Origin of the sequence: Vibrio sp. N418 (genome assembly GCF_000222565.1) — a bacterium.
GTDB classification, from domain to species: Bacteria; Pseudomonadota; Gammaproteobacteria; order Enterobacterales; family Vibrionaceae; genus Vibrio; species Vibrio scophthalmi.
The window spans coordinates 1-26,396 of sequence record NZ_AFWD01000056.1 but is presented as its reverse complement, the minus strand read 5'-3'; the positions used below and the strand labels follow the sequence as shown (position 1 = coordinate 26,396).

Annotated in this window: 24 protein-coding genes; 14 read left to right on the top strand and 10 right to left on the bottom strand. The window is 43.1% G+C overall.

Annotated features, from left to right (window positions below; translation table 11 throughout):
- Nucleotides 1-14: 14 nt before the first annotated feature.
- From RH86_RS11960 to cpdB, 4 genes are all read right to left on the bottom strand, one after another.
- Complete coding sequence (locus RH86_RS11960; protein ID WP_009386377.1) at nucleotides 15-875, bottom strand: DMT family transporter; 861 nt, start codon at nucleotides 873-875, stop codon at nucleotides 15-17.
- Nucleotides 875-1,345 carry a GNAT family N-acetyltransferase gene (locus tag RH86_RS11955; protein WP_009386376.1) on the bottom strand — a complete coding sequence of 157 codons (471 nt, stop codon included), beginning with the start codon at nucleotides 1,343-1,345 and terminating at the stop codon, nucleotides 875-877. The genes RH86_RS11960 and RH86_RS11955 overlap by 1 nt, the downstream gene beginning before the upstream one ends.
- A 134-nt stretch (nucleotides 1,346-1,479) precedes the next feature.
- The gene (locus RH86_RS11950; RefSeq protein ID WP_009386375.1) at nucleotides 1,480-2,043 is read right to left on the bottom strand and encodes a Crp/Fnr family transcriptional regulator; all 564 of its coding nucleotides are present in this window, start codon (nucleotides 2,041-2,043) and stop codon (nucleotides 1,480-1,482) included.
- A gap of 108 nt (nucleotides 2,044-2,151) precedes the next feature.
- Nucleotides 2,152-4,113, bottom strand: a complete 1,962-nt coding sequence (gene cpdB / locus RH86_RS11945; protein WP_009386374.1) for a 2',3'-cyclic-nucleotide 2'-phosphodiesterase — start codon at nucleotides 4,111-4,113, stop codon at nucleotides 2,152-2,154.
- Nucleotides 4,114-4,374: 261 nt separating this feature from the next.
- Between cpdB and cobA the strand changes: the two genes are divergently transcribed.
- The 5 genes from cobA to cysC all read left to right on the top strand — a co-directional run bounded on the left by cobA (nucleotide 4,375) and on the right by cysC (nucleotide 10,173).
- Complete coding sequence (gene cobA, locus RH86_RS11940; protein WP_009386373.1) at nucleotides 4,375-5,241, top strand: uroporphyrinogen-III C-methyltransferase; 867 nt, start codon at nucleotides 4,375-4,377, stop codon at nucleotides 5,239-5,241.
- A gap of 47 nt (nucleotides 5,242-5,288) precedes the next feature.
- The gene (gene cysD / locus RH86_RS11935; protein ID WP_005597074.1) at nucleotides 5,289-6,197 is read left to right on the top strand and encodes a sulfate adenylyltransferase subunit CysD; all 909 of its coding nucleotides are present in this window, start codon (nucleotides 5,289-5,291) and stop codon (nucleotides 6,195-6,197) included.
- Nucleotides 6,198-6,217: 20 nt separating this feature from the next.
- Complete coding sequence (gene cysN / locus RH86_RS11930; protein WP_009386372.1) at nucleotides 6,218-7,645, top strand: sulfate adenylyltransferase subunit CysN; 1,428 nt, start codon at nucleotides 6,218-6,220, stop codon at nucleotides 7,643-7,645.
- A gap of 174 nt (nucleotides 7,646-7,819) precedes the next feature.
- Nucleotides 7,820-9,544 (top strand): SLC13 family permease, encoded by a 1,725-nt coding sequence (locus tag RH86_RS11925; protein WP_009386371.1) that lies wholly within the window; start codon nucleotides 7,820-7,822, stop codon nucleotides 9,542-9,544.
- Between the two features lie 11 nt (nucleotides 9,545-9,555).
- Nucleotides 9,556-10,173, top strand: coding sequence for an adenylyl-sulfate kinase (gene cysC / locus RH86_RS11920; RefSeq protein WP_009386370.1), 618 nt, complete (start codon nucleotides 9,556-9,558; stop codon nucleotides 10,171-10,173).
- Nucleotides 10,174-10,330: 157 nt separating this feature from the next.
- Here cysC and RH86_RS11915 read toward each other — a convergent pair whose 3' ends face one another.
- Together RH86_RS11915 and zur are read right to left on the bottom strand one after the other, a co-directional pair.
- Entirely contained in the window at nucleotides 10,331-10,792 is a 462-nt protein-coding gene (locus RH86_RS11915) for a chemotaxis protein CheX (protein WP_005597067.1), read from the bottom strand.
- Nucleotides 10,793-10,809: 17 nt separating this feature from the next.
- Nucleotides 10,810-11,268, bottom strand: a complete 459-nt coding sequence (gene zur, locus RH86_RS11910; protein ID WP_190275912.1) for a zinc uptake transcriptional repressor Zur — start codon at nucleotides 11,266-11,268, stop codon at nucleotides 10,810-10,812.
- 510 nt (nucleotides 11,269-11,778) lie between these two features.
- Between zur and RH86_RS11905 the strand changes: the two genes are divergently transcribed.
- Nucleotides 11,779-12,021 (top strand): pyocin activator PrtN family protein, encoded by a 243-nt coding sequence (locus tag RH86_RS11905; RefSeq protein WP_009386367.1) that lies wholly within the window; start codon nucleotides 11,779-11,781, stop codon nucleotides 12,019-12,021.
- 200 nt (nucleotides 12,022-12,221) lie between these two features.
- On the opposite strand, the gene RH86_RS11900 is transcribed toward RH86_RS11905, so the two are convergent.
- The gene (locus tag RH86_RS11900) at nucleotides 12,222-13,187 is read right to left on the bottom strand and encodes a hypothetical protein (RefSeq protein ID WP_009386366.1); all 966 of its coding nucleotides are present in this window, start codon (nucleotides 13,185-13,187) and stop codon (nucleotides 12,222-12,224) included.
- A gap of 543 nt (nucleotides 13,188-13,730) precedes the next feature.
- Entirely contained in the window at nucleotides 13,731-14,759 is a 1,029-nt protein-coding gene (locus tag RH86_RS11890) for an integrase domain-containing protein (RefSeq protein ID WP_038219651.1), read from the bottom strand.
- A 1,026-nt stretch (nucleotides 14,760-15,785) separates the two neighbouring features.
- On the opposite strand from RH86_RS11890, the gene RH86_RS11885 reads away from it, so the two are divergent.
- Entirely contained in the window at nucleotides 15,786-16,817 is a 1,032-nt protein-coding gene (locus RH86_RS11885) for a macro domain-containing protein (RefSeq protein ID WP_009386363.1), read from the top strand.
- A gap of 24 nt (nucleotides 16,818-16,841) precedes the next feature.
- Here RH86_RS11885 and RH86_RS11880 read toward each other — a convergent pair whose 3' ends face one another.
- Both RH86_RS11880 and RH86_RS11875 read right to left on the bottom strand, forming a co-directional pair.
- Nucleotides 16,842-17,417, bottom strand: a complete 576-nt coding sequence (locus tag RH86_RS11880) for a DarT ssDNA thymidine ADP-ribosyltransferase family protein (protein ID WP_009386362.1) — start codon at nucleotides 17,415-17,417, stop codon at nucleotides 16,842-16,844.
- Between the two features lie 137 nt (nucleotides 17,418-17,554).
- A complete protein-coding gene (locus tag RH86_RS11875; RefSeq protein WP_009386361.1) occupies nucleotides 17,555-18,628 on the bottom strand; it encodes a site-specific integrase in 1,074 nt (357 codons plus the stop codon).
- 255 nt (nucleotides 18,629-18,883) lie between these two features.
- Here RH86_RS11875 and dusA point away from each other — a divergent pair, with 255 nt between their 5' ends.
- The 7 genes from dusA to RH86_RS11840 all read left to right on the top strand — a co-directional run bounded on the left by dusA (nucleotide 18,884) and on the right by RH86_RS11840 (nucleotide 25,823).
- Nucleotides 18,884-19,876 (top strand): tRNA dihydrouridine(20/20a) synthase DusA, encoded by a 993-nt coding sequence (gene dusA / locus RH86_RS11870; RefSeq protein WP_038219649.1) that lies wholly within the window; start codon nucleotides 18,884-18,886, stop codon nucleotides 19,874-19,876.
- 160 nt (nucleotides 19,877-20,036) lie between these two features.
- Nucleotides 20,037-20,246 carry an envelope stress response protein PspG gene (gene pspG / locus RH86_RS11865; protein WP_005597063.1) on the top strand — a complete coding sequence of 70 codons (210 nt, stop codon included), beginning with the start codon at nucleotides 20,037-20,039 and terminating at the stop codon, nucleotides 20,244-20,246.
- Between the two features lie 72 nt (nucleotides 20,247-20,318).
- Nucleotides 20,319-20,981 (top strand): TIGR04219 family outer membrane beta-barrel protein, encoded by a 663-nt coding sequence (locus tag RH86_RS11860; RefSeq protein ID WP_009386359.1) that lies wholly within the window; start codon nucleotides 20,319-20,321, stop codon nucleotides 20,979-20,981.
- Between the two features lie 150 nt (nucleotides 20,982-21,131).
- Nucleotides 21,132-21,359 (top strand): hypothetical protein, encoded by a 228-nt coding sequence (locus RH86_RS11855; protein WP_009386358.1) that lies wholly within the window; start codon nucleotides 21,132-21,134, stop codon nucleotides 21,357-21,359.
- A 120-nt stretch (nucleotides 21,360-21,479) separates the two neighbouring features.
- Nucleotides 21,480-23,330 (top strand): assimilatory sulfite reductase (NADPH) flavoprotein subunit, encoded by a 1,851-nt coding sequence (locus tag RH86_RS11850; protein ID WP_009386357.1) that lies wholly within the window; start codon nucleotides 21,480-21,482, stop codon nucleotides 23,328-23,330.
- Entirely contained in the window at nucleotides 23,330-25,054 is a 1,725-nt protein-coding gene (gene cysI / locus RH86_RS11845) for an assimilatory sulfite reductase (NADPH) hemoprotein subunit (protein ID WP_009386356.1), read from the top strand. Before RH86_RS11850 ends, cysI begins: the two co-directional genes overlap by 1 nt.
- Nucleotides 25,047-25,823: a phosphoadenylyl-sulfate reductase gene (locus tag RH86_RS11840; protein ID WP_009386355.1), complete on the top strand. Its 777-nt coding sequence runs from the start codon at nucleotides 25,047-25,049 to the stop codon at nucleotides 25,821-25,823. The genes cysI and RH86_RS11840 overlap by 8 nt, the downstream gene beginning before the upstream one ends.
- Nucleotides 25,824-26,396 lie beyond the last annotated feature (573 nt).

Below are 26,396 nucleotides of genomic sequence, written 5' to 3'. Positions count from 1 at the left end.
CAATGATGGTCTCGTTATAAATCTCTCTTTCGTCGTTGAATCAACTCCTTCAACGGCAAGAGCGGAATAATGATCAGCAATATTCCTAGCGCTGTCATGCTATCTGGAATTTCATTAAAGCCCCACACGCCAAGCAACACTACAAATACCAAGCCAGAATACTCCGCCAAGGCGATTTGTCCGGCAGGGGCGGCCTTATAGGCTTTTACCGCCAAGCCATTGTAGAGCAAAATTAAGCCTGCACTACCAGCGACCAGCAGCAGTGCCTGCCAATCTAGCGGCTGCCAAGTTAAATACGCCAACAAAGCGGTTATTGGCAAGGAAATGAGTGAAGTCCAAAACAGAGCCGTAATCACGGTTTGTTGCGCCGGAAGTTTTCTTGCGAGTAAATTAAATAGCGCTAAGGTAATTGCAGTGCCGAGAGCAAAATAGCCCGCCCAGTGAAATTGTGAAGGCCGTAAGACAATCAGTACACCGATAAAGCCAATCATGGTTGATAGCGCTTTTCCCCATGGTGGTATCTCTTTCAATAACAATATCGACAGAGGTAGCATTAATAGCGGGGCGGCGTAAAAAATTGCGTTAGCGGTGGCTAAGGGTAAGTGAGTAACCGCTATCATCATACAACCACTGCCGATGATGATCAGCAATGCGCGAATAGTAATGATAGCTGGCGCCGTCAATGCCCGTTGTCGCTTGCTTTGTTTCAGCCACAGCGGCAATACGATGAGCACTGAAAATAACTGGCGCAGAAAAACATACTGAAAAGTTGAAATCCCCCCTTCGAGCATTTTGACCGCCACATCTGATAAAGAGGCGGCCAAATTACCAACGACTAATAACGTTATGGCGATCGTCGTGATCGACCAATTCATTATTGCGCCATTTCGCTTGTGACACTTCTCTTCATATCAACATGGGGAATACCATCTTCTAGGTACATTGTTGATGTTTGCACAAAGCCATGTTGCTGATAAAAAGCAGTAAGGTGTTGTTGAGCGCCTATTTCGATTGCTTGATTTGGCCAACGTTGCAGGCATTGTGCGATAGCTTGTTGTAATAACTGATGACCTAAGCCAGCGCCTCGCGCACTTTGTTTCGTGGCGACACGACCGATACTGACACTCGGATAGCTGGTGCCCTGTGGTAATAAGCGCGCACATGCCACCAACTGATTTTGCTGGTAACCAAGTAAATGCATCACACCATCGAGGGTGTCTTTGTCATCCAGTTCAGGATATGGGCAGGTTTGTTCAACCACAAATACATCCACACGTAACTTAAGTAATTGATACAACTCGTGGTTAGTAAGTTGTGCAAAGGGTATTGCTTTCCAAGTGATCATAGAAATCTTCGAATAATTAATCTTTACTCACCATAGCAAGCGAGGCATTTTTCAACATTAACATTTGTTAAGCTCAGCGCCAATTTTGCCAAATATCTCGAGATGGCGATGAGTAATATAGCGTGGGTTTACGACTAATCCTGAATGCGGTGTTTTATTCGACTCAGGCTAACCGAAGAAATACCAAGGTAGGCGGCAATCTGATAGTCAGTCAGACGCGGCTCAAGTTGTGGGAAATGGTGACAGAACAGTTGATAGCGTTCTTCAGGGCTATACAGCAACATAAAACGCTCTTTATTTTCTTTATGCATCAACTGCGCTTCGACCAATTTCAAATAGATAGGATGATGAGCCAAACGCCATTGTTGTAGTGTCTTGATAGGTAAACAAAGGATCAAACACGGTGTAAGAGTTTCAATCAAAAAAGGTGAGCCTTGTTGTTTGATTAGGCTTTCAAAACCAATGACCCAGTCTTGCTCCCAATAAAACTCTTTACTGAACTCTTTTCCTTGTTCAGTGAGATAACTGGCGTGGCAAAGCCCTTCTAAAACAAAATAAAAAGCATTGGCTCGCGCACCTTGTTCTACCAATATATGGCGTGTTGGCAACTCTAATGGGCTTGCGAGTTCAACCAGTTGTGCAATTTCATCATCTGAGAAATCATGCTGGCGAAGGTGGTCTGTAAAGCGTGAATCCATAAGGTGCTTCCTTCCTCATACGGGCAAAATAGCCATAAAAAAGCCGCTATATAATGATAGCGGCTTGAGTTTAACTGCTTGCCCTACAACAAGGTAGGTAACAAGTGATTATTTTTGTAGATCAATTTGGTAAATCGCAAAGCCAACATCATCGGTTGCGACTTGCTTCATTGGGTATTGACCTTTGTCTTTAATAAACTGAGTTGCTTTTTCGCTTGGCGAGGTTTCAAAACGAATATCAAGTTTCTTATCCGCCGTGATTGGTGCAAATGTCCAGTTGTTATCAGCACTTGGCGTTACTTCACCTTTCTCTTTGCTTACGCGAGAGATATAAGCGGCAACCACTGAGCGGTTTTCATCTGGTGAATCAAACGCAATGTGGTCGCTACCCGTACCGGCAAATTTGTTGCTGTATGCACGGTAGTTGTTGGTTGCCACGATGAACTCTTGGTCTGGGTTGATTGCTTTACCTTGGAACGTCAAACCGACGATACGTTTAGCGTCTGCGTTAACCAGTTTACAGTCACCGTCGTATTTTGCAGGTTGAGTGATATCAACTTGGTAGTTAACGCCATCCATTACATCAAAGTTGTAAGTACGGAAACCATCCCAGTTAATCAGAGATTGTGGTGCTGTTGTGTTAATGTCGATTTGATTAAATTGACCCGCAGAACATTCTAACCACTCTTGTACATCTTTACCGGTCATCTTCAACGCAACCAGTGTATTTGGGTATAGGTAAAGATCCGCTGCGTTACGGAAAGTAAGCTGACCAGATTCAACTTCGGTAAAGCCTGATGGGTCATCTTTACGGCCGCCCGCTTTAAAAGGCGCAGCAGCAGAAAGTACTGGAATGTCAGCTAGATCTGGGTCACCTTGAATAAAGCGTTCAACGTAATCTTGTTGTGCAAGGTTAACGATTTGTACCGTTGGGTCGTCTTGAACAAGAGACAGGAAGCTGTACATTACGTCATTCGCTTTACCGATTGGCTGGTTAACAAATTCACGTGTACCTTTGTGGTCAGCTTGTAGTGCTTGAACCATGCCTTCGTCGGCTTTAGCTAACGACTTTTTATTGATGCCATCGTAGATAGGGCGAGCTTCTGCTTTGCCTTCAACGACTTGCCACTTGCCATCTTTTTGTGCCAATTGCAGATCAATCACGCCAACATGGCTACCCCAACGGCCTGGCATCACTGATGCTACGCCATTAATGGTACCGTTTTCATTGTCAACGCCAGGAATGTTATCAAAACCTTTACCAGGGAAAACCGCGTGCGAGTGGCCAAAAGCAATCGCATCGATGCCTTCAACGTCCGCTAGGTAGTAAGTCGAGTTTTCTGCGCCTGATTTGTGCGGATCAGAGGCAACTCCTGAGTGCGGGATCGCCACGATAACGTCAGCACCTTCCGCTTTCATTTGTGGGATCAACTCTTCTGCTGATTCCTTGATATCTTTGGCGAAAACTTGGCCTTCTAAGTTTTTCTTATCCCAAATCATGATTTGAGGTGGCACGAAACCAATGTAACCCACTTTGATTTGATGCTCTGCGCCATCAACATCTTTAAATGTGTGTGTTTTGATGATGTAAGGCTTGAAGTAGTGTTTGCCGGTTTTCTTATCAAATACGTTAGCACTCACGTATGGGAAGTTCGCGTCATTGATGGTTTCTGCTAGAAACTCTAGACCGTAGTTAAACTCGTGGTTACCAATGTTGCCCACATCGTAGTTTAGTTGGTTCATTGCCTTGTAGACAGGGTGAACTTCACCCGCATCAATGCCTTTATCAGCCATGTAGTCGCCCATTGGGCTACCTTGGATCAAATCACCATTATCAACCAGTACGCTGTTTTCAACTTCAGCGCGAGCTTGTTTAACTAAAGTAGCAGTACGTGTAAGACCGATTTTCTCAGAGGCTGAGTCTTTGTAGTAATCGTAATCCATCACGTTAGTGTGAATATCAGTTGTTTCAATAATACGAAGTTTGATCGTATCTGCCATTGCAGGACCTGCCATGGTCAACATGCCACCAAGCACTGCTAGGGTTAAAGGTTTCACTGCTACTTTCATTTTTTTCGCTCCGATAGCGTTATTTTCACTGCGGCTAATGTAACAAAATGTCATGTAACTAGATTCTAGATGCATTTCAAAATGTGACGTCAAGCGCCTGTTTAATGCGGTTCTGTCGTTACATTCTCAGATTTTTTGGCGTTTATTTCACCGTTCCATTTTTTCTCTTATCAGTTATTGATATAAAAAATGAAATTTTAGAATTTCAGGTAATATGCCTAGAAGTCCATAATGTAGTTATTCACATGGAAGGATGGCAATATGGCGAACAAGGAAACAGTGTCTCAGTTCCCCCTGAACCACTTAAGAGCAAAACAAGAAACACCTCTTCGCCCAGTCTTGAGCGCGGTAAGTCAGTTGCGTCACGGAGAAGTTGCACTGGTTGGCGCAGGCCCTGGTGATGCTGAGCTATTGACGGTCAAGGCATTGAATTTTATTCAACAAGCGGATGTGGTGCTCTACGACTACCTTGTCTCTGATGACATTTTAGCACTGATCCCAGACGACACTATTTTAGTCTGTGTTGGTAAGCGAGCTGGCCACCACAGTGTACCGCAAGAAAAGACCAATCAATTGTTAGTGGATTTTGCCAAGCAAGGTCATCGCGTTGTACGTATTAAAGGCGGCGATCCGTTTGTCTTTGGTCGTGGTGCTGAAGAGCTCGAAGTGCTTGCCGATGCGGGTATCCGTTTTCAAGTTATCCCTGGAATTACCGCTGCCGCTGGCGCAACCGCTTATGCAGGGATCCCTCTTACTCACCGTGATCACGCGCAATCTGCCATGTTTATTACCGGTCATTTGAAAGCAGAAAGCGATGAAATGGATTGGTCAACATTAGCGCGTGGTAATCAGACGCTTGTGATTTATATGGGATTGATGAAATCCGATTACATCCAAGAGCAATTAATTCGTCATGGGCGCCAATCAAGTACGCCAATTGCGATCATCGAACGCGGTACTCAATCGTGCCAAAAAATCTTTAAAGGTCAGCTGTCACAGCTTACCGAATTAGCGCAAGACGCTCAATCCCCATCCTTAATCGTGGTGGGAGAAGTGGTCGCACTATCAGACAAATTACAGTGGTTTAATCAAGAAGATCAATCACTCCAGCAACGTCAATACGCATAACGAAAGACTAGCCGAAACGCTCATAGAGCTGCAAAGGAAGCACCAACATGGACCAAGAACGTTTAACTCACCTTAAACAGTTAGAAGCCGAGAGTATTCACATCATCCGTGAAGTCGCGGCAGAGTTTGATAATCCGGTAATGATGTACTCAATCGGTAAAGACTCATCGGTAATGTTGCATTTGGCAAGGAAAGCCTTTTATCCAGGCAAGATTCCTTTTCCACTACTGCACGTAGATACCGATTGGAAATTCAAAGAGATGATCGATTTTCGCGATAAAGCTGCAGAAAAGTATGGCTTTGAGCTTTTGGTTCATAAGAACCCAGAAGGTATCGCGATGGGATGTAGCCCATTTGAGCACGGTTCATCAAAGCACACGGACATCATGAAAACCCAAGGGTTAAAACAAGCATTGAATAAATATGGCTTTGATGCTGCTTTTGGTGGTGCGCGTCGTGATGAAGAAAAATCTCGAGCCAAAGAGCGTGTTTATTCGTTCCGCGATAAAAACCATACCTGGGATCCAAAAAATCAGCGTCCTGAATTGTGGAAGACCTACAACGGTCAAATCAACAAAGGCGAGAGTATCCGAGTCTTCCCGTTGTCAAACTGGACGGAGTTGGATATCTGGCAATACATCTACCTAGAAAATATCGACATTGTGCCGCTCTATCTTGCCGATAAGCGCCCTGTGGTTGAGCGTGATGGCATGTTGATCATGGTTGATGATGACCGAATGAAGCTTGAACCGGGTGAAGTGGTAGAAGAAAAGAACGTGCGTTTCCGTACGCTTGGCTGTTATCCACTGACAGGGGCTGTTGAATCAGACGCGAACACGCTGACCGGTATTATTGAAGAGATGTTGGTGGCGACATCGAGTGAGCGCCAAGGGCGCGCGATCGACCACGATCAGTCAGGATCGATGGAGCTGAAAAAACGCCAAGGCTACTTCTAATTAGGATCTAAGGAAAGAACATGAACAGTGCAGTAGAAGCGCAATTAGCGGAGCTGGGTATTGAAGGATACCTAACCCAACACCAATACAAGTCATTACTTAGATTTCTAACGTGTGGCTCAGTCGATGATGGCAAGAGTACTTTGATCGGTCGCTTGCTGCATGACTCAAAGCAAATTTATGAAGATCAATTGGCCGCCGTTCACAATGATAGCCAACGTGTAGGAACCACGGGCGAACGCCCAGACCTTGCGCTATTGGTTGATGGCTTACAAGCCGAGCGTGAACAAGGCATCACCATTGATGTTGCTTACCGTTATTTCTCTACCCAAAAGCGTAAGTTCATTATCTCAGATACACCGGGGCACGAGCAGTACACGCGTAATATGGCCACGGGTGCATCAACGTGTGATCTCGCGGTGATCTTGATTGATGCGCGTAAAGGCGTATTGGATCAAACCCGTCGTCATTCGTTCATTGCCAACTTGCTGGGTTTGAAACATTTTGTCGTCGCCGTGAACAAGATGGATCTGGTGGATTACTCACAAGATCGATTTGAACAAATTCGCGATGAATACTTAGAGTTCTCGAAGAACCTGCGTGGTGAAACCAACATTCAGATCTTGCCACTCTCAGCGCTTGAAGGTGATAACGTGGTTGAACCGAGTTCAAAAATGAGCTGGTTTGATGGACAACCTTTACTGGAAATCTTGGAAAATGTCGATATTGACCAAGACAAAGGTGCGGGTGATTTCCGTTTCCCGATTCAATATGTGAACCGACCTAACCTCGATTTCCGCGGTTTCGCTGGCACGATAGCGTCTGGCACCATCAATGTGGGTGATAGCGTGCAAGCCTTACCATCGGGCAAAAGCTCGAAAGTCGCGCGTATTGTTACCTTCGACGGGGATTTACCTACCGCGTATGCAGGGCAGGCGGTCACACTTACCCTAGAAGATGAAATTGATATTAGCCGTGGTGATTTATTGGTATTGGACAATGCCCAAATTGAATCGAGTAATCACCTGTTAGCTGATGTGGTATGGATGACTGAGCAAGCTCTACAGCCAGGCCGCGAATACGATATCAAAATTGCTGGTAAGAAAACTGTCGGTCGAGTTGAGTCGATTCGTCATCAATATGATATCAACAATCTATCCACCCACAGTGCAGTCGAACTGCCACTTAATGGTATTGGTTTGTGCGAGTGGACACTGACTGAATCGGTAGCACTAGATCGCTATACCGATTGCCAAGATACCGGTGGCTTTGTCGTGATTGACCGTTTAACTAACGTGACGGTGGGGGCTGGCTTGGTACGTGAAAGCTTGAACCAAGTGGAATTGCAAACCGGTGATATCTCTGCCTTCGAAGTAGAATTTAACGCTTTGGTTCGCAAGCATTTCCCTCACTGGGAAGCAAAAGACATTAGTCAATTACTTAAATAAGCACATATTTAGTGGCTATTTAAGGCATCGACATCTCGCGCAGGATCAGGATGTGAAGCGCGAGTTTCGATGCATGATGGATGTTCGTATCAGTTCTTTATTCGGTTGGTTTAGTGATGTTTTGAGTCGCACATCGCCGATAAAGATAATGAATGGGTGAAGTAGGGAAGCGGTATGTGGCAACAAGGATTTGTGTTAGCTATCTTGCTCGGTATCGTGATATGCCTTGTCGTGACACGCGCTAAACCAAGCTATATTTTTGCTGGCGCGGCATTTATCGCTTTTATGGCGGGCTTAATTGAACTTAATGAAGTCGCGACCAATTTCACCAATTCATCTTTATTAACTCTAGTGCTATTGATTTTAGCCTCCAGCGCACTAGAAAAAACATTACTTATCAGCTGGGTTAGCCGCAGCCTGTCTACGGGAAGACTAGCCTCGGTTGTCGCCAAAATGGGTATTTCGACTGCGCTACTGTCGTCATTTACCAATAATACAGCAGTGGTAGTGTCTCTTATTGGGGCGATTAAGCGCAATCAGCAACATGCGCCATCAAAACTACTTATTCCTCTCTCTTATGCAGCTATTTTAGGCGGTACGCTGACCTTGATCGGCACTTCAACCAACTTGATCATTAATAGCTTTGTCGAAGATGCCGGGCTACCCAGTTTGGGCTTTTTTACTCCAACCTTGATCGGTTTGTCTGTTCTGTTTGGCGGCATGTTGATCTTGATCCCGTTGAGCTACTTGCTGCCCAATTACGATGATCAATCACAAGATGATTTACCTTATTTTCTTGAAGCGCGAGTTGAGCCTGGATCGCCACTCGTAGGACGCAGTATCGCGGAAAATAACTTACGTGCATTACGTAAGCTGTTTCTTGCCGAAGTGATCCGCGGTGGTAAAACCATGCCATCGGTTGATCCGGAATTTGTGCTGGAAGCCAAAGACCGATTACTGTTTTGTGGTGATATAGAGAGTGTGGCTACTCTCCAAGAGATACAGGGCTTAACCCTATTTGGTCAGCACCACTTAAATGGGCAAAGCTTTATTGAAGTGGTGGTCAGTTCTTCGGCCAGTTTTTGTAATAAGACGCTAAAAACCAGTCACTTTCGTGATCGTTTTGATGCGGTAGTCGTCGCTATTCGCCGTGGTCATGAACGTTTAGAAGGTGGCTTAGGTAATGTCACGCTCAACGCGGGTGATACTTTAGTTTTGGTACCCGGCAAACGTTTTGAAGCGGAGCGCCGAGCACACCGTAAAGAGTTCGTCTTGGTCAATGACCTTGATTCGAGTGCACGCCTTGATTTCCAAAAATCGAGCTTAGTGCTACTGGGGTTTAGCTCGGTGATCGCATTAGCTCTATTAGAGTGGGTGCCATTGATCAAAGGGCTACTGGTTTACCTATTAGCCTGCTTGGTATTTGGGATTGTTCAGCTTGGCGAAGTGCGCCGTCGCTTTCCAATTGATATTGTGGTGATTGTCGGCTCGGCACTTTCTATTGCCCAACTGATGCTCTCATCTGGGTTGTCGGTGAAACTTGGCCAAGTGTTTATTGAAACTTTTAATGGCTGGGGAGTTTTTGGGGCGCTGGTGGCGACATACTTACTCACGCTCATCTTAACTGAGCTTGTCACCAATAATGCGGCAGCTGCTCTGGCTTTTCCTATTGGCTATAGTATGGCGCTCGGTTATGGCGTAGACCCAATGCCCTTTATTATGGCAGTGCTATTTGGCGCCAGTGCGAGTTTTATCTCTCCCTATGGCTATCAAACCAACTTACTGGTTTACAGTGTTGGGAATTACAAATTAACGGATTATGTGCGAGTTGGGATCCCATTATCGATTGTCTATTCGGTACTGGTGCTGACATTGATCCCACTCTTCTTCCCTTATTAAGGATGTAAATAATGACAACGGATACAGCAGTGAAAGATGAAAACATTGTTTGGCATCAGCACAGTGTTGATAAAGCCCAGCGCGCCAAACTCAAACAACAAAAACCGGTGCTACTGTGGTTTACCGGCTTATCGGGCGCAGGTAAGTCGACCATTGCTGGTGCGTTAGAAAATAAACTGGCAGAGCAAGGTTTTCATACCTATCTACTGGATGGCGATAACGTTCGGCATGGCTTGTGCAGTGATCTGGGTTTTTCTGATCAAGATCGCCGCGAAAATATTCGCCGTATTGGTGAGTTAGCCAAGTTGATGGTGGATGCCGGACTTATTGTCTTGTCAGCGTTTATCTCACCACACCGAGCTGAGCGTCAGTTAGTGCGTGACTTGTTCCCTGATGGTGAGTTTTTAGAAGTCTTCGTCAATGCTTCTTTAGATGTCTGTGAACAGCGCGATCCTAAAGGCTTGTATAAAAAAGCCCGTGCAGGTGAGATCGCTAATTTCACCGGGATTGATTCTGACTACGAAGCGCCATTAAAAGCTGAGATTGATTTACCGGCAGGAGAGTTGCCGATTGAAGCATTGGTTGAGCAATGTATCAAGGTGCTAAAACAACAAGGCGTCATTCAGTAATGGGATTAGGTTAAATAGCTTTTGGTTAGCTATGTGCTAATTGTTGTTTAACCTGCTCTTGGGTTGCCATGATCCAAAAGCTATCTAGGTTGTACGACAAGCCCGAAAACAAAAAAGCTTCCATGAGGAAGCTTTTTTATCATTGGTGGCCTAATGCTTATTCAAAACAGATTTCAATAAAAGCATTACCCCATTGAGAGGTAAAAGGCATGATAATGATCGCCCCTTCGCATTTATGGCGAATGGTGTGGCCTTTACCTGATACAACGATCGGGGTTGCCATATCAAAATCAAAACCACTTTCGGCAAGGATACGTTTTGCACCGCCGGTAACCATATTGGTGATTTCACCCACCATATCGGTTACTTCATCATTAAGACCATTAGGACGTTCACCCAACATGTTCTCCATGATTTCTAGCGCTAAACTTTCATCAAAAGTAATCGACATAGAACCGCGAGTTTGCGGACCAACCATCCCGATTAGGCCTGATACATCACCACGTGCAATCTCGTCTTTTTTTACACGAGGCTTTTGCGGCTTCAGCTCTAGCGAAGCCATCGTTTTTAGGACGTTCATCAGTGAAGCCAAAAACGGGTTTACAAATTCAGCGCGCATAATACTCTTCTATATCTTTATTCTTTGTTATCAGAGGAACATGACTGACAAATTCCATGTGATTCAATCACATGATTTGTAATCTCAAAGCCATACTTCTCTGCGTTACTCGCCAACAAGGCTACCAAATTATCATCTTGTAGTTCAATCACGTTACTACATTTGTCGCAAATTAGCAGATGCGAATAATGTTTATGTGCGTTACACGAGCAACATTGAATAAAACTGTTGGTTGACTCGACTCGATGGATAAAGCCTTGCTCTAATAAAAAGTCCAGCGCTCGATAAACCGTAGGTGGCTTTGCTTGTGGTTCACTGACTTTTAGTTGCTCTAATAGCTCATAAGCACTGGAAGCTTTTGGGCTCGCACAAATCAGTTCAAACACTCTTTTTCTTTGAGGTGTCAGCCGAACACCTCTCGCGGCACAAATCTCTTCGATTTGTTTTGCTAGCTCTTGATCCAAATCCATCACCATAACCATTGGATTTTATTAATAATATACCACTTAACACTTAATAGTATGCATTGTTAACGTATAAATGAGTTAACCATCGAGACTTTGATAATTCATCGTGGTGAATCAGCTTGCTGTACCGTCGAACGTTCTAACTTATCAAAATTGCTCGAAAAACGATACATTGGAAGATAAATTGGCGCACATCTTGGGAAGTGATTACAATATTCGGCCTATTTTAATCGCAAAACTAACGCCAATAGACTGGAATTCAGATTTATGACTCATTCGTGCAAGTTCTCCATCGCTCCAATGCTTGATTGGACGAACGCGGACTTATTGTCATGTATTTGAAGGGTTTATAATTTTGAAGGGCCCAATTTGTGCCCAGTTTTTGCCGTATAGGTGCTTTTTGGGCCTAAACACTGCTAAAAGTTGTTCCGCTTAACTTGCCAAAAAAGCCTGACTAATGCAAACAGGCTAACGAATCCTCTTCCATAGTATAGACTCCTCACAACGGAGATTGATGCTATGAGACCAATTAAATCCTCTTTGACTTTCCAATTGCTATTAGAGCTGCACGACGGCCAAGTCCTCATCCCTTTATCTGTCATTTGCCAAGATTACCTTGGTGTGTGTTATCGAGTCGCTCGACGTCATTACCTTGAAGGAAAACTGAGAGTTCCGGTGATCGCGATGGGGCATGGGCAAAAAGCACCGTTGATGGTGCACATAGAAGATCTGGCGATGTATGTGGATGGAGAGAGGAGATAGATCCCATATCAAGACCAAAAGGGGTAGGGTACAAATAAGTTGCCGGACAATATAGTTTGAGTGGTAGTGTGCCTCTTTTCGGTCTTTTTACGATACGAGAGCAAAAGCACTATCGTAGTCGGTTGTGTTAGCTCTATGGTACCAACACAACGATATTCGATTTGGATATCGTTGTGTTGAAACCTTAAATACTTGTTAGCTTAAATTTTGATAATATGCGTATGATCGTAACTACAGGCAATACTTTGAGTTCCAAACTTCCAAAATACACCTGGGTCAAAGATGAGTTCTACACATATATGTGTAAACTTGCCTAATAAAACATTATTAATAACTTCTATATTCGAGAGATCATCACCAATGTAGTGAACGTTTAGTTGTGGTTTGAAGTAGTTAATCAGGCCGATTTCTACGATTGAACGCCTATCATCACTGGTTATATCATCAATGTCTTCACGTCGAAGAAAGTTCACACCATTGATGCATTCCTTGATGATTTTTTCACAATCAAACTGGAACGCATAAAGATATATATCAGAGTCATCATCACAACAAGCCAGCGCTTGTTGTATCTTCTCATGCTTGTATATCCTGTCTTCCAAGTTACTGGATTTCCCTATATATACGATCTTAGGGAAATCAAACGTTTCAAGTTCAAACTCTGATATTATGCTATGGAGTTGGAATTCCATATCATTGACTTGCCCATCAGGTGTATAGAGTTTGATAATAAAGTTTTTTTTGTTCTGTTTCTCTGGCACCAAACTCACGCCAATTTTCGGGAGAGAGCTCCCCTGTCGTTGAAGAAGCTCATATTCAGACTTGCTTTCAACTTTCACCACATATTTTTGGAGTGTATTCCAAGTACCATATATCTCCTTAAACTTCTTGCCTAGGTCGATAAACAGCCGAGAAGACTCAATGGTAGGGGTAGCTATATGGCCAGAATCACCAACCAAGTCGAACGTGATATAACCATCTCTGGTCATTGACATAGATTTTGGAGAAATCCTAACCCTGCTTCTCTCGACAATGAAATACAATTCGCCTTTTTCTATGTGGGATAAGTCTTTTAAAATTTCCCGTTTTTCATCGTACAATTGTGAAGGTTTGAAAAAGAAAGATTCCGTTATGTGCCCTTTAAAATATACTTCATTTATGTTCAATTTTATCTCCTTTAAGCTAACAGCTATTAGACAGAAATTTTCTATATTTAAATGTGGAACTTTTATATCTAGTTCTATTGTTTTTTGATTTTACGTACTACACCAGTTGAACAACAACAACTTGCTTTCAAGTTTGAGATAGTTGAACCAGAAAAACAGAATTATTTGGTATAACCTAGCTATGGTTGTACGTAATAGATCCACATACGGTGGCTCTTGTCGTTTTTACTGTTTGTGGAGTGACTTTAATTTTTACTCCTTGGCGGTAACGATGCCCTCCTTAGTATGTTTTGCCAGATGTAATTAATCGCATAGTAGTAAGCCAGTTTGGTTGACGGGGCTAGGTGAGTATTGCGTCGCCAGAACTGATTCACTTGCTTGCGGCCAATTTGCCCAAGCGATCTTATCCTTGGATCTTGCTTTTGGATTTCTCGACAAAAGCTCCTCATTTTCTCTGCCTGATTTCTACGATTCTTTTTCCCGCCTGTACGAAGAAAAAGGTGCAGTGCTTGGTTAAGTTCAAATTCCATCTTTGTCATAGCATTACCCCAGATAAGCATTGGTGATATCAATTCGATGATGGCCTAGTTCTTTCGCCACCATTTCTCTGACTTGATGATCGAGTTGCTTTGCTTTTTCAGGCGAGCAATTCACTTTATCAGCAATATATTGGTGGTGTGCTTGGCCATGTTTGTAACCCGACTCAATAGGGGAGCGCACATCAGAGACGCCAGTAATCGTTCGAATATGTTCTCGATAACTGTGTTGTGCATAGGCATGGCGTTCACTGTGAGTTTGATAACCCAATTGGTGGTAGGTTTTGTAGGATTGAGATTGGAACTGAGCATAAGTTTGATGGGCAGGGATCATCGAATGATGATTGCCTTGTACGGCACATGCGTTTCTAAGCGCATCTAACTGATTAGGGTTAATGATAGGAACCGTTCTGCTTTGACCTCCTTTCGTTCCTTCGCTGATGGTGACCGTTCGAGAATCAACAGCCTCTTTATACATTGAGGTAGGATTGTTTTTACACGCCTCTTCAAATCGCATCCCTAATGATCTTTGCATCGATGAAATTGCTTTGAGGCGATCATCTAACTGGCTTTGAACCTTATGATGCTGAGGTTCTGAAATAGCCTTGTTGACCGTGGTTATCCCAGAACGGTCAGGGAGCCCAACTTCGGATGCGGTGACACGAAGATCGCTATGTCCTGAGGCTTGACCGAGAACTGAGTTTACCGCTGCAAGATAGTCATGAGCCGACTTTGCATTAAGTGAACCACCTGAAATTCGTGAATCAAGTTCCTGCGCATATTGCCTAACGTGATCTTGTGTTATCGACCTCATGTCTCGTACATTAAATGAATCACGGATGTACGAGGTAAATTGTCCAAAGCGCTGGCCTTGAACGGCTACGCTCTTAAATCCAATCTGAGACGCTGCAAATTTTTCTTTGAGTGCATTGAACCCTGCTTGCTTCATATCTCGGCTACCCAAACCAAAATTTCGTGCATTTGGGTTCGCTCGTTGACCTCTAGATGTAGTGATATTTTTCGCTTTCTTACTCATAACTAATTTCCATTTGAATTGATAAATGGTTTGTTTTGATAAGTGGTTCTCTACACGCAGCATCAATTGATAAGTGTTAATGCGCATTTGAAATGTGCGCGACATCTGTAGAGATGAGAGGAAGATAAGAAGCGCTCCAACGCTTGGGTGGTGAAGTGTTTTGAGTTATAGCGGGAGACCTGTTCGTTAGTGCTTGTTTTCATTAGCCGACAATCGAAAGCGCCACGAATAGTGGAATGAAAATGTCGGGGTCATGTTATGAAGCAATGACGTTGGGTCTTTTTTGCAGAAAGTTAGCTCAGTACTCCACATTGCTTGGTGGCTGCTTTCACATACCAATGATCCAAATGGTCATCAGTTCCGGCAATGGCTGGGACGAGCTTGATTAGCCATCAAAATTTGATAGCGGTGAGAGGGAAGTACTTAAGCTTTTATAAGTCATCATGCTTTTTCATGGCTGCGAATGAGTGAACTAAAGGCTGAATATTTGTTTAATATTAGTCGTTAAAGTTCAAGCCGAAGCCCCCGTCTATTTTCTACTGTCTTCGCCGTCAAAAATAGACGGGGGAAGCTCAGATAGATCTAGAGTTAAGAGTTTTGGGTTGAAACAATGAAACCATTAGGCTTCAGGGTGTTTCATAGTAGTTAGCGTCTATTTAGACAATATAAGGCGTCCAACAGGACGAGCACGTTGCGACGGCGTACTAACCGTTTTAGAACTGGCCACATTCTCTGTGACGTACGTTCTGGGTAAAATCAATGTCATTAAAGCAGGTAAGTAGCAGGGGCGTTTGCAATAAGCAGGCTAATTTTGCGAGTTAAAGAGTTTGTTACTATCGATTTATGTAGTCATGGCTATGACAGGTTGAGATGTTCGAGGCTATTTTTCATTGTGAAAGTATGATGAAACTACTAATTACTTCATGCCCTTATAGCGTCGTTGATGCATATGTCGTATTCTACTAACCTAAACATCCCTATCTTTAGTCCCTCATTTTTGGGTACTTTTATAACTGACGAACTAACATGATTACATACTTAAAAGGTGACTTGTTCGCTGATGATGCAGAAGCACTTATCAATACTGTTAATACTGTTGGTGTTATGGGGAAAGGTCTTGCTTATCAATTTAAGGAACGCTTTCCTGACAATTTTAGAATTTATCGAGATGCTTGCAGTAATGACGAGTTCTCTGTGGGGCAAGTATTATTAGTTCGTAATGTTCATGGGTCATCTCCTCGATTCATCATAAATTTTCCTACTAAGGCTCATTGGCGCGGTAAATCCAAAATAGAATACATAGAAAGTGGGCTAGATGATTTAGTTAAAGTTATAAAAGATAAAGGAATAAAATCTGTTGCAATACCTGCTCTAGGAAGTGGTCTTGGTGGTTTGCCTTGGAGCCAAGTTGAGAGGGTAATTTATGAAAAATTGAGTGATGCAACGGAAGTTGAATGGAGAGTTTATGCTCCTAATGACACTCCTCCTTGTGCAAGATCTTTGAACCTCACTGTAGGACGAGCATTGTTGATTACTGCTTTGAATCAATATTTGACTCATACACGCAAAAAACAGATGTCAGAGCTAGAAGCTCAATGCCTTTTGTATATTTTGGATTGTGTAGGTATCGCATTAAATAAGATTGAGTTTAGTAAGTTTATGCAAGCTCCTTACTCGGATGTCTTGCATAAGGCCCTTGGAAAAATGGATGGTGATTTTCTGTATCTTTCAGGAATTAATAAGCCAGTGGACCTAACGCTGATTACCTTAGAGCCAAAAGTTGTTTCTAAAGCAAAAAGTATCCTTGATAAGCAAGATATGAGTAATGTGATGATTTCGAAAGTAATGGATTTTTTATCTGGTTATGAATCGAAAGATGGTATGAGTATTGTGGCAACTACACTGTGGGTGTCAAAGCAAATGAAACAAGATTTTGGGCAAATAGATGAGTCAGAGTTGATTCAAAGAGTATCAGAGTTAATTTCGAAATATAGACGTATATCAGATGCTTTAATCCGTTGTGCGTATGAGCGGCTTATCGAAGAAGAGCTACTATAAGTAGCTCTTTTGATTTACTTCGATTTATCTTGCAAACATCCACTCATTTACATCGACGTTGCATCTGACTCTTACATCTCTGAGGATAGACTCAACAGTTTCTTTATCTTTAGGTGTTTTAACGTAAATTCGTTGAAAATCAGATACAGGAACAGTTTGAGGAGCAAGACATTCAGCCATGCATACACTTTTTCCTTCTGGTGAAGTGTACTCTCTTTTGTTCATTAGATCCCAGTCTATAGCGTCCATACCTGCAGCATAATCAAGTAGTTTAAATTCACCATTTAATGGATGCTTGGCTGATATTTTCCAGCCTTGTTGCTCTGCAACATTCCGCGCTACAGCAATAAACACAAATGTTTCAGTCGGATGATCTTTTTGAACTCGGCCATCAAAAGGGTTGTCAGCAAAAAAATGGAAAGGAACCATTTTATCAAGACCGTGCAGCTCCCTACCATTTAATATTTCATGGTTGGCTACATCAACCATCGGTTTTCTCTGATTTCTTGTCTGCAGACCACTAGTTAAGATGCTCTGTAGATTATGAATAGACGTAATATGATAGATAAGTTTTTTAGATTTATAGTCTCGATCAGCCATGCTTATTCCTTACCGATTATATGGTTTATGCATCATACCATTAAGAGCGTGGTTGAAGTGCGCTTAATTTCACATTGGTGATATAGGTTTAGTAATAAATACGGAGTAGATGAAAATTCATATTACTAATAGCTAAGCTATATAACTGCACGAACTTTTTTTCCATGTAGTCGATTGGGGTAGAGCTCGGTATAAACTTGCCAGAGTGTATTCAAAGAACGATGCCCAGTCACTTGCGCGACCTCTTCGATGGAAAAGCCTGCTTCAAAAAGTCGGCTTGCCCCTTCTCTTCTTAAGTCATGATAGCGAAGATCAGAAATCCCCAGCTCGTTCCTTACTTGTTGAAATCCTGCCGTGACAGAGCGAGGGTTGTAAGGAAATATGCGGTCGTCTTTGTTTTGCTGTCTTTGAATGATATCCCAAGAATCCCCGAGTAAAGGCACCCATTGATGGTTGCCTTCTTTTTTACGTGGGTCTTTTCGGTTGCGCACTAAGACGGCTTTTTGCACTTCATTGAGATCGCTCCACTGGATAGAACAGATTTCACCAATGCGCATACAAGTGAGAATGGAGAAGATAAAAATATCAACGAAAGGGATCTGCGTATAAATGTGGTTTTCTCTTTGCTGCAATCCTTTGACCAACGCCGCGATTTCTTTCTCGCTAGGGCGGCGACTACGTCGGGCACTTTTGGCGACTAATCCCATAAAGCTTAATGTGGGATAGGCCGATTGAAACACTCGACAATCGATGGCGATTTGCCAGAGAGGTTTGGCTTGTTTGAATATGGCCCTTAAATTAGAAACCTCAACAGCGATAGTTTGCGGTTTCGCCTTATCTTGCTCATTACGTAGTAAACAATGCTGGATCAGATCGTTGTCGTTAAAATCTTTGAGAGACAACGAAGCGATGGGGTATCGCAGTAACATTTTGAGGTTGTAACTTGCCGTTCTTTTGGTTGTGTAGTGAGGGCTATTTAGTGCAAGCGTTATCAAATCCCCAACCGTTTCACTCGATGGGATCAACCCACCATGGAGTAAGCTCTCTATTTTTATGACTTCTTGTTCACCCCAAGCCACAGCAGACGTTTTCGTCCTAAAGGTTTTAGACTGGTCGACGTTGTTGTTACTGACTCTGCGCTCTCTTACTCGGCATTTGAATTTGGTAGCACCTGAAAGTGTTTTGATTTTTTGAACATGGTAAGACGCCATACATTGCCTCCGGACTTGGGTGCAGAATGAACTTGATGTAGAATCTGCGCTCTTTTTTATGAAACCACGATTCGGAAGAGCTTGCGTGCAATAAGGCGGCTTTTTTGGCGTATTAAATTTTCGGTCTAAACTCTGTCATTTTTGGGTCCAATACGTGCCCACACTACGTAAAAAATGCTTAAAATTGGACACAAATTGGGGTGAACCATGCAAAATCATGAAAGTCAAATAATTGACAAAGACGAGAAAAATCAAATGAATAAGTTGGTTTTTCCTAGTTCTCGTTTTTCCGTGGCGCCCATGCTTGATTGGACCGATCGCCACTGTCGTTACTTTCATCGCTTGTTGTCTAGCGAGACGCAACTGTACACAGAAATGGTGACAACGGGTGCCATCATCCACGGTAAGGGAGACTTCCTCGCATACAATGAGCAAGAGCATCCACTTGTACTGCAATTGGGTGGTTCAAATACCTCCGATCTTGCTACGTGTGCAAAACTTGCCGCTGAGCGTGGTTACGATGAGATTAATCTCAACGTCGGTTGCCCATCGGATCGTGTACAGAACGGCCGTTTTGGTGCTTGCTTAATGGCTGAGCCTCAATTGGTGGCAGATTGCGTGGCAGCAATGAAAGATGTTGTCGATATTCCAGTAACAGTCAAAACCCGCATTGGTATTGATGATCACGATTCGTATGAGTTCCTAACGGATTTTGTATCAATAGTATCGGAAAAAGGTGGTTGTGAGCAATTTACTATCCATGCACGTAAAGCATGGTTATCAGGTTTAAGCCCGAAAGAAAACCGTGAAATTCCACCATTGGATTATCCACGAGCTTACCAACTGAAAAAAGATTTCGCTCATTTGGTGATTGCGGTGAACGGTGGTGTCAAAACACTGCAAGAGGTACAAGAGCATCTTAAGCATTTAGACGGTGTCATGGTGGGTCGCGAAGCGTATCAAAACCCATATATCTTGGCGGAAGTTGACCAACTTATCTTTGGCCTTGATAAGCCGGTGAAGAAGCGCACCCAAGTGGTTGAAGAAATGTACCCGTACATTGAGCAACAGCTATCTAATGGTGCTTATCTTGGTCATATGACTCGTCATATGTTGGGCTTGTTCCAAAACATGCCTGGTGCGCGTCAATGGCGTCGTCACATTAGTGAAAATGCGCATAAACCGGGTTCAGGTATTGAAGTGGTTGAAGCGGCACTGGCTAAAATTCCCAAAGAATTGAATGTGTAAAAATTGCCACAATTGAGTGGCGAAAAATACCTCTCTCTTAATGAAAGCGCTCTGGATAATAGAGCGCTTTTTTATTTGTCTATATATATTAGTCGGTTAGGGTTCTTCTGAAATTGGCATGCTTCCTGCGATAGGTTGTGTAAAGAAGAGGGGAAACGGTATGTTTGAATTAATCTTTATATTAGTGTTTATCGCAACTTTATTAGTTACGGGATTAACCATGGTGACGGTTTTTGCCGCCGCGGGTTTTGCTCTATTGGTGATGGTGTTGCTTGGTATGCTTGGCGCCGTGTTTAAAATCTTGCCGTGGTTGATTGTGATCGCGCTAGGCTTTTGGTTCTTTAAGCATTACGTTTATTGCTCAAGATAGCGAAGTACAGAGGATGTGATAATATTCTGGGTAAGAACTTACAGCGTTGTCTTGCTTAGGAGCAAATATTCGATGAACAGATCCGCATTCACACTTATAGCAACACTATCGATGGCATCAACATCGGTAATGGCCCAATCTTTCACTGGTGATATTGGCGCTGATGTGTGGTTTGGTGATAGTAAAATCGATGAGACTCGTCGAGATGATGCCTCTGTGCCAACCCTTTATTTTTCGCTAGAGCATGATATGGCCTACGTGCCGAACGTAGGTTTTCGCTACACGAGTGTTGATACGGACTACGCAGGGTTTGATAAATACGACTTTACGTTTTACTACAAAATTCTTGAACGTGAGTTAATGACATTTGATGCGGGTGCAACATTAACGCAGTACAGCAATAGTCATTACCGAACCAAAGAGTCTGCAACGCCTAAGTATGACTTTGATGAGTTAACCTTTAATTGGTATGCCTACGCAGAGCTTTATATTCCTAATACCAATTTTGACATCATCGGTCAGTTTGATTTTGGTAACAGTAAAGGCATTAAGAGTGCTGATGTATTAGCTGGGCTACAATATAAAATCAAAACCAATTCAGGCGATGTTGTTTTACGCGGTGGTTATCGCGTTATCGACTTAGAGTTTGAAGATCTTGCCAAGCAATCTCCGGCGACAGCGGAGTCTTATGTTTTTGTAAATGGTTTCTTCCTCGGAGCGGAGTACAATTTCTAGCCTTTTTGAGAAGATTTTTTAAAACGTCGCTTTTTAACGCGGCGTTTTTTTTATATCTTTTTTTTATAATCAAGGGGGATTTGTTAGCAGTTCTAGCGCTATGCGCCATGCTTATACGATGAAAGGGAGTTTTAACTAGGGCTAGTGAACATGACAATTAATGAGCTTAGAAATCTTTATCGTGAGAACAAGTTGGTTGAGGCCATCATTGAACCTTCCGCGGAAGAGGGCTTTTGGGTGGTGGAGTTTCGCCATGCGCATGGTGAATTTTTACTTTTAACCGATGTTCATGGTGAAGAGTGCCATTACGGTGATTTAAATTTAGCCTCGAAATCGGCCATGGCGGTGGGTTTCAATCAGGTACGTGTTGAGAACTGATTTAGCCCTCTTTCCCAATGCTTTAATTCCAAAAGTTATAAAACATTCACTTCTATTCTTTCTTGTTATTAAAAAGAGTGGTTAATCTATAATCACGCAATGAACAGGGATGTCGAGACCATGTCTTTAAACAAGAATGTGTCCTCTCAAGGAAACACACAAGAATTACCATCAGTCGCTAGCCCACTGAATGATCAACAATTAAATCAACTACAACAAACAGTGACCGATTTATCGTCACAGCAGTTAGCTTGGGTGAGCGGGTATTTTTGGGGTTTAGCCCAGCACCAACAACCTGCAGCCGCTGCTGCGCCGATTAATCAAGCCGCTGCCGCCGTTGCTGCCAAACCTGCGGGCAAGTTAGCGATTATCTATGCGTCGCAAACCGGTAATGCAAAGGGGGTTGCAGAAGCTCTGGAACAAGAAGCCAAGGCACAAGGTATTGCCACACAGCTTTTTGATGCCAGTGACTATAAAGGTAAGAATTTAGCTAAAGAGACGCACGTTATCATCGTGGCTTCAACCAACGGTGAAGGTGAGGCGCCAGATAATGCCATTGAATTGTACGAGTTTCTGCAATCAAAGAAGGCGCCTAAATTACCTAACCTACAATATGGTGTCATTGGCCTTGGCGACTCTAGCTACGAATTTTTCTGTCAAACCGGTAAAGACTTTGATCAGTATCTAGCAAAACAGGGAGCGACAGCTTTCATCGATCGTATTGACTGTGATGTTGATTACGAAGCGCCAGCTGGAGAATGGCGAGCTAAAGCACTGGAAGTGGTTAAAGAAGCGCTTTCTTCTGGCGAAGAAGCGGAAGTTGTACAACTACCTGTCGGCCAAGCGGCAGGGCATTCTCAATACACCAAACAAAATCCTTACACCGCAACGCTGTTAACCAGCCAAAAAATCACAGGCCGTGATTCAGGTAAAGATGTTCGTCATATTGAGATTGATCTCGATGACTCAGGTATTACTTATCAGCCAGGCGATGCATTAGGTGTTTGGTATGAAAACAGTGTAGAACTTGCTAATGCTATTTTGGCTAAAGTTGGATTGTCAGGCGTGGAGAGTATCGATGTCGATGGTGAAAGCCTATCTATCCACAGTGCACTGGTTGCCAAATATGAAATTACGACTGCTAATCCGCAATTTGTGACTAAGTTTGCTGAGCTATCAGCGAGCAAAAAATTGCAAAAGCTGGTGGAAGATAAAAATAAGCTGCGTGAATACGCGGGTAATACTCAGATTGTTGATGTATTAGCAGAGAAGAAAACCAAACTTAACGCAGAGCAATTGGTTGGTTTACTGCGACGCTTAACGCCACGTCTTTATTCAATTGCTTCAGCTCAATCGGAAGTTGATGAAGAAGTGCATTTAACAGTTGGCGTGGTCGAGTATCAGCAAGGTGAAGAAACTCGCTTTGGTGGCGCATCCAGTTATCTTTCTCATCGCCTTGAAGAAGGTGGTGAAGTGAAAGTCTTCATCGAGAACAACAATAACTTCAAGTTACCTCAAGATGATAATACGCCAGTGATCATGATTGGTCCTGGAACGGGTATTGCGCCATTCCGCAGCTTTATTCAAGAGCGTGATAATCGTGATGCGGAAGGAAAAAACTGGTTGTTCTTTGGCGATCGCACCTTTACTCAAGATTTCCTTTACCAAGTTGAATGGCAAAAGTATTTAAAATCAGGTGCTTTATCCCAGCTTGATGTGGCCTTTAGCCGTGATCAGCAAGACAAAGTTTATGTACAACATCGTCTTTTAGAGAATGGTCAGCAGTTATGGCAATGGATAGAAGAGGGTGCTTATCTCTACGTGTGTGGTGATGCGACTCGCATGGCGAAAGATGTTCATGAAGCATTGATTGAAGTAGTGCAAGAACATGGCAAGTTAAGCAAAGAAAAAGCAGAGGAATTTATTACCACTCTGCGTAAGGAAAAACGTTACCAAAGGGATGTGTACTAATGAGCAAAGAACAACAAGAAGTACTCGGTGAAGTATTGGGCCCTTTGGCTGACAACGAACGATTAAAGCGTGAAAGTAACTATCTACGTGGAACGATTGAGCAAGATTTACAAGATAAAATCACGGGTGGTTTTACGGCAGACAATTTCCAGTTGATTCGCTTTCATGGCATGTATCAACAAGATGACCGTGATATTCGTAATGAGCGTGCAAAACAAAAACTTGAGCCGTTGCACAATGTCATGCTGCGTGCACGTATGCCAGGTGGCATTATTACGCCAACTCAATGGCTAGCGATTGATAAGTTTGCCACTGACCATTCACTTTATGGCAGCATCCGTCTGACTACGCGCCAAACGTTCCAGTTTCATGGGGTATTAAAGCCAAACGTAAAACTGATGCACCAAACGCTCAACAGTATTGGTATTGATTCGATTGCGACAGCGGGTGATGTAAACCGTAATGTTCTATGTACCACTAACCCAGTTGAATCAGAGCTTCATCAAGAAGCTTATGAGTGGGCGAAAAAAATCAGTGAGCACTTATTGCCGAAAACCCAAGCCTATGCCGAAATTTGGCTTGATGGTGAAAAAGTAGAAACCACTGAGAATGATGAACCGATTCTCGGAAAGCATTACCTACCACGTAAATTCAAAACGACGGTTGTGATCCCTCCGCAAAATGATGTTGATGTTCATGCCAACGATTTGAACTTTGTGGCGATTGCGGAAAACGGCAAACTGATCGGTTTCAACGTGTTGGTGGGCGGTGGTCTTGCCATGACTCATGGTGATATTTCAACTTATGCTCGCCGAGCGGATGATTTTGGTTACATTCCTTTAGATAAAACATTGGATGTTGCCGCGGCAGTCGTGACAACTCAACGTGATTGGGGTAACCGTTCTAACCGTAAAAATGCCAAAACCAAATACACCTTAGATCGTGTTGGGATTGATGTGTTTAAAGCGGAAGTCGAAAAGCGTGCAGAAGTTAAGTTCTCCGATAGTCGTCCTTACGAGTTCACTGAACGTGGTGACCGAATCGGCTGGGTGGAGGGTATTGATGGCAAGCATCATCTTGCGCTCTTCATAGAGAACGGTCGTCTACTCGATTTTCCAGGCAAACCACTAAAAACGGGAATGGCTGAGATTGCCAAGATTCACAAAGGTGATTTCCGTATGACCGCCAATCAAAACTTAATTGTGGCTGGGGTCTCTAAAGCAAATAAAGCCAAGATTGAGAAGATAGCGATTGCACATGGTCTGATGGATGACACCGTGAGTGAGCAGCGTAAAAACTCAATGGCGTGTGTTGCATTCCCTACCTGTCCTTTGGCGATGGCAGAAGCAGAACGTTTTCTACCGCAATTTGTAACGGATGTAGAGGGTATTTTGGCGAAGCATGGCCTACCCAAAGAGGACAACATCATCTTACGTGTGACCGGTTGCCCTAATGGCTGTGGTCGCGCGATGTTGGCGGAGATTGGATTGGTCGGAAAAGCCCCAGGACGTTACAACTTACATTTAGGTGGTAACCGTGGCGGTACCCGTATACCGAAAATGTACAAAGAGAACATTACTGATAAACAGATCTTAGAAGAGATTGATCAGCTGGTGGATCGTTGGGCTAAAGAGCGTAATGACGGTGAGGGTTTTGGTGATTTCACCATTCGCGCTGGCATTATAGAAGAAGTCTTCGTATCTAAGAGGGATTTACATGCTTGAGTCGACAACACAAAAGGTAGAGCTTCAGCAATTACTGACACTGACAAAAACAGAGCAAATATTGCAACTCTCTTCTATTAACCACCAACTAGAGCAAATGACAGCACAGCAGCGTGTTGCTTGGGCAATTGAAAACTTGGGCGGAGAGCATGTCGTTTCGTCGAGCTTTGGTATTCAAGCGGCGCTAATGCTACATCTTGTGACGCAAGCAAAACCGGATATCCCAGTTATTCTGACTGATACCGGTTATCTCTTTGGAGAGACCTACCAATTTATTGAGCAATTGACCAAGCAGTTAAATCTGAACCTTAAAGTTTATCGGGCAAAGCAAAGTCCAGTGTGGCAAGAAGCTGTGTACGGTAAGTTGTGGGAGCAGGGGATTGAAGGTATAGAGAAGTATAACAAGCTAAATAAGGTTGAACCGATGCGCCGAGCGTTGGATGAACTGCAAGTTGGTACTTGGTTTTCGGGGTTGCGTAGAGAGCAATCCCAATCCAGAGCAAATTTGCCAATACTCTCAATCCAAAATGGTGTGTTTAAATTCCTCCCAGTGATCGACTGGAGTAATAAAGATGTGCATTACTATTTAGAAGAGCATGGTTTGGCTTACCACCCACTGAGAGAAGAAGGTTATCTTTCTGTCGGGGATACTCATACCACAAAGAAGTGGGAACCTGGAATGAAAGAAGAAGAAACACGGTTCTTTGGCCTAAAACGTGAGTGTGGGCTACATGAAGATGATGGAGAGCAGTACGGATCCGGTATTTAGCTCTATATAGAAGTAAAAAAGGCTGCATTGTGCAGCCTTTTTTGATCACGGAAAATACCCAATGTGGATAACTCTGTGAGTAATTTGTTGGTGTCTTATGGGTAAAGTTGAATAAATAAGCCGTTGCCGATAAAAACTGCGTCTAGTCGTTATTTTTGCAACTTTTGCAAATTAACGCTTGCCAATGTGACGATGATCTCTATAATGCCCACCTGTCGACGAGGCGAGGCTCTATAAGGGTTTAAGGCCAAAACGACAAGGTCAGAAAGAAAGGCGAAGTAGTTAGAGTGGTTTACTTTTTAAAAGTAAAATAAAACACAAAAGTGTTTGACACTGAGAATTATCTCGCTAGAATGGCCGCCTCTTCCAGAGTGATGTAAGTCACAAAGAAGAACGCTCTTTAAAAATATAAACCTATCAATCTGTGTGGGCACTCGTTGATGATAATCCAATAAGTTGTTCTGTTTCTTTTTATAAAGAGCGGTAACGACTGTTTCTTCGGAAACACATTGGGTTCAATGAACTGAGTGACCAATTTGATAACACTTTCTTTTATAAGGAATGGTTATCGAG

Bases quoted from the DNA above. Each gene is read 5' to 3' on its own strand.
- RH86_RS11955 (WP_009386376.1), bottom strand. From the start codon at position 1,345: ATGATCACTTGGAAAGCAATACCCTTTGCACAACTTACTAACCACGAG.
- RH86_RS11950 (WP_009386375.1), bottom strand. From the start codon at position 2,043: ATGGATTCACGCTTTACAGACCACCTTCGCCAGCATGATTTCTCAGAT.
- RH86_RS11850 (WP_009386357.1), top strand. From the start codon at position 21,480: ATGTCTTTAAACAAGAATGTGTCCTCTCAAGGAAACACACAAGAATTA.
- cpdB (WP_009386374.1), bottom strand. From the start codon at position 4,113: ATGAAAGTAGCAGTGAAACCTTTAACCCTAGCAGTGCTTGGTGGCATG.
- RH86_RS11860 (WP_009386359.1), top strand. From the start codon at position 20,319: ATGAACAGATCCGCATTCACACTTATAGCAACACTATCGATGGCATCA.
- RH86_RS11855 (WP_009386358.1), top strand. From the start codon at position 21,132: ATGACAATTAATGAGCTTAGAAATCTTTATCGTGAGAACAAGTTGGTT.
- dusA (WP_038219649.1), top strand. From the start codon at position 18,884: ATGAATAAGTTGGTTTTTCCTAGTTCTCGTTTTTCCGTGGCGCCCATG.
- cobA (WP_009386373.1), top strand. From the start codon at position 4,375: ATGGCGAACAAGGAAACAGTGTCTCAGTTCCCCCTGAACCACTTAAGA.
- RH86_RS11885 (WP_009386363.1), top strand. From the start codon at position 15,786: ATGATTACATACTTAAAAGGTGACTTGTTCGCTGATGATGCAGAAGCA.
- RH86_RS11915 (WP_005597067.1), bottom strand. From the start codon at position 10,792: ATGCGCGCTGAATTTGTAAACCCGTTTTTGGCTTCACTGATGAACGTC.
- RH86_RS11880 (WP_009386362.1), bottom strand. From the start codon at position 17,417: ATGGCTGATCGAGACTATAAATCTAAAAAACTTATCTATCATATTACG.
- RH86_RS11905 (WP_009386367.1), top strand. From the start codon at position 11,779: ATGAGACCAATTAAATCCTCTTTGACTTTCCAATTGCTATTAGAGCTG.
- pspG (WP_005597063.1), top strand. From the start codon at position 20,037: ATGTTTGAATTAATCTTTATATTAGTGTTTATCGCAACTTTATTAGTT.
- RH86_RS11875 (WP_009386361.1), bottom strand. From the start codon at position 18,628: ATGGCGTCTTACCATGTTCAAAAAATCAAAACACTTTCAGGTGCTACC.
- RH86_RS11960 (WP_009386377.1), bottom strand. From the start codon at position 875: ATGAATTGGTCGATCACGACGATCGCCATAACGTTATTAGTCGTTGGT.
- cysI (WP_009386356.1), top strand. From the start codon at position 23,330: ATGAGCAAAGAACAACAAGAAGTACTCGGTGAAGTATTGGGCCCTTTG.
- RH86_RS11840 (WP_009386355.1), top strand. From the start codon at position 25,047: ATGCTTGAGTCGACAACACAAAAGGTAGAGCTTCAGCAATTACTGACA.
- zur (WP_190275912.1), bottom strand. From the start codon at position 11,268: ATGGTGATGGATTTGGATCAAGAGCTAGCAAAACAAATCGAAGAGATT.
- cysN (WP_009386372.1), top strand. From the start codon at position 6,218: ATGAACAGTGCAGTAGAAGCGCAATTAGCGGAGCTGGGTATTGAAGGA.
- RH86_RS11890 (WP_038219651.1), bottom strand. From the start codon at position 14,759: ATGAGTAAGAAAGCGAAAAATATCACTACATCTAGAGGTCAACGAGCG.
- RH86_RS11925 (WP_009386371.1), top strand. From the start codon at position 7,820: ATGTGGCAACAAGGATTTGTGTTAGCTATCTTGCTCGGTATCGTGATA.
- cysC (WP_009386370.1), top strand. From the start codon at position 9,556: ATGACAACGGATACAGCAGTGAAAGATGAAAACATTGTTTGGCATCAG.
- cysD (WP_005597074.1), top strand. From the start codon at position 5,289: ATGGACCAAGAACGTTTAACTCACCTTAAACAGTTAGAAGCCGAGAGT.